The sequence below is a fragment of the Vibrio sp. OPT46 genome, assembly GCF_015163535.1.
Lineage (GTDB): Bacteria > Pseudomonadota > Gammaproteobacteria > Enterobacterales > Vibrionaceae > Vibrio > Vibrio alginolyticus.
Genome location: NZ_JADDYG010000315.1, coordinates 1 through 2,337 on the forward strand (window position 1 = coordinate 1; position 2,337 = coordinate 2,337).

At 38.9% G+C, this 2,337-nt stretch carries 1 protein-coding gene; it reads left to right on the forward strand.

Annotated features, from left to right (window positions below):
• Positions 1-99: 99 nt before the first annotated feature.
• Positions 100-2,337, forward strand: a 2,238-nt coding sequence (locus IQR33_RS15250) for a hypothetical protein (RefSeq protein ID WP_193843806.1), incomplete at its 3' end; no start/stop codon positions are given.

A 2,337-nucleotide genomic window follows, 5' to 3' on the forward strand; every position in this document is an offset into this window, starting at 1 on the left:
ATCACTCAGTCTGATTGTTGGACACCCCAAGGAAAATTAAACAACCCATTAATATCGAACTTCACTGTGGATATGGAGCGTCTTTCAGAGTGGCCCGGCATGCTCGAAGCACTAAATAATCTAGGTATTGATTCAACAAATTTAGAAAACGCTATTAGTGAAAATGGTTTAGAGTCTGCTCTGGAGCTTTGTAAAAGACCAGAAGTACTTTTAGCTTATCAATATAGCCAGGGAAGATTTGCAGACTTGCCAAAGAAGAATCTACCCGGTGCAAGATCTATTCAGAATTTAGATTTAGTAGAAATTGCTGAAGAGTACTTGAAGTTCACTACTGCTCAAAAGCTTGAGGGCGTTGAACCAGACTTTAAACAGTTTTTGTTAGAGCAAGGGGAATCATTAAATGACAAAATTGATAGCGCCGTTAAATCACAAGTTTTATCGTTTATGAATGAGATGCAGCTCGATGACTCCAAAGAAAGTATTGAGTTACTAGACGAAACTGCAACAACACTATACAAACAATTAGATCCGCGAAACGAATTAATGGGCTTAAGGTACCACCTTGAACAACTACTAGACGTATATACAAAAGAATCAGAAGTAGACCATGAAGCTCTATCATTACAATTAAATTTGCAGTTGGATGAGTACAGTGAGAGGGATGCTTTCAATACTTGGTTATTAAACAACATCTTAGAATGCAAGTTAGAGCCGAGTGTAGAACTAAAAAGTAAACATGAAGCTATGGCCTTCCTTGAAAACTCCAATAATGTCACTATTCCGCAGATGATGGCAGCATTAGTACATTTATCTAACCAAGACCTTAGTAAAATACAAGCGACCCTGGATGGTGAGCTTGTTGGGCCAACTAACCATACATCTGAGTATTATGCGGACCTTATTAAAAAATTTGAAGGGATAGTATCCCAGTTATCGGTGGACCAAGGTATTGATGTATCAAAAGCAAAGGAAGATGTATTCAGTAGAATAGTGGAATCTTTATCGCTAAACAAACCTGTTTCGCAAGAAGCTTTGAGCGATAGTTTATCGAATGAATTATACCAGCTAGCTGAGGCTACAAGGTTTTCGCCAATAGGTTCTGAGAAAGCTGACCCCATTCAAAAACTGACCATAAAAGATGTTCGAGCAATCATTTTACCTGAAGCAGTAACTGAGCCTGAAATTATCGATCAAATGTTGGCAATAGAGAAGCTGAGGGAGGAAGGCTTTAAAGGTAAAACTATTCTTTACAGTGAGCTCGAGCGTGATGGTAAAGCTCAAGCTGTACATTCTTTTATAAAACATAATCCTGACACGTTAAGAACAATAGGTGCTGCTCCCACTTCCCAAGTAGATCCTGAGCTGGATATCCCCAAATCAATAAAGATTCTTGAAGAGATTCAGGCTAACCACCCTTACTTAAAGATTCGTGTACATGAAACGATAGATTCAATGAACTTTCTTAGTAATGATCTGAAAAGTTACAGCTCTACACTCGCTGGGGTTGCCCACAATGGTGAAATGCATGTGAATCTACAAAGTGAACATAACGCATATGAGTCAGGACTTCGAAAGACTATTGCACATGAAGCGGTACACTTGGGATTTAAGAAGATGTTCACAAACTCCGAGTATGTGGACCTTATGGAGACTGTTTGGCAAAACATTTCCACTGAAGACAAGGCTACAATAAAACAAAACTATGGGCACCTTGATGAAAACAAGCCTCTAGATAGACGTAGCCTTGCGGAAGAATGGTTAGCTATGAAGGCTGAAAGTATTGATCTAAGAGATATTGATCGTATACAGCCAGTTATTAAGGTTTCATTGGTTAACAAGCTCCAAGGGTTTAGGGATTCTGTTCTCAAGAAATTAGGCAAGGTTACCGAGACCTCTTTAAATGTGGATGAGCTCCTGGTAAACGCGATTAAAAAGGCTGGAGAGTTCAACCAGTTCATTGATGGTAAAGTAATTGATCAAGGTTTGGTCGTTAGAAAAACAGGTTATGTTGAACATGAGCATCAGTCGTTTGACCTGTATCGTGGTTATAAAGCGAATTTAGACGCTGGTAGAAATTTATCTACAGAGGTGCAGATTGCAGCTAAACAAGACTTTATCCATAAGTACTCGAACAATGGGCACATTAAACTCTTAAATATCACTTTCGATAATAATAATGAACCCAAACTTGAAGGTAGTCAGTTAAGCCTACCGTACTCTGCAAACCCCAAGGACCTTCTTGAGATATTAAGGCAGGTTGAGGTAAGTTCGTGGACAGGTAAACCATCTTTGCATTCTAACATAAGTACTGAAATAGAAGCTGTTGACAGGGCTGAA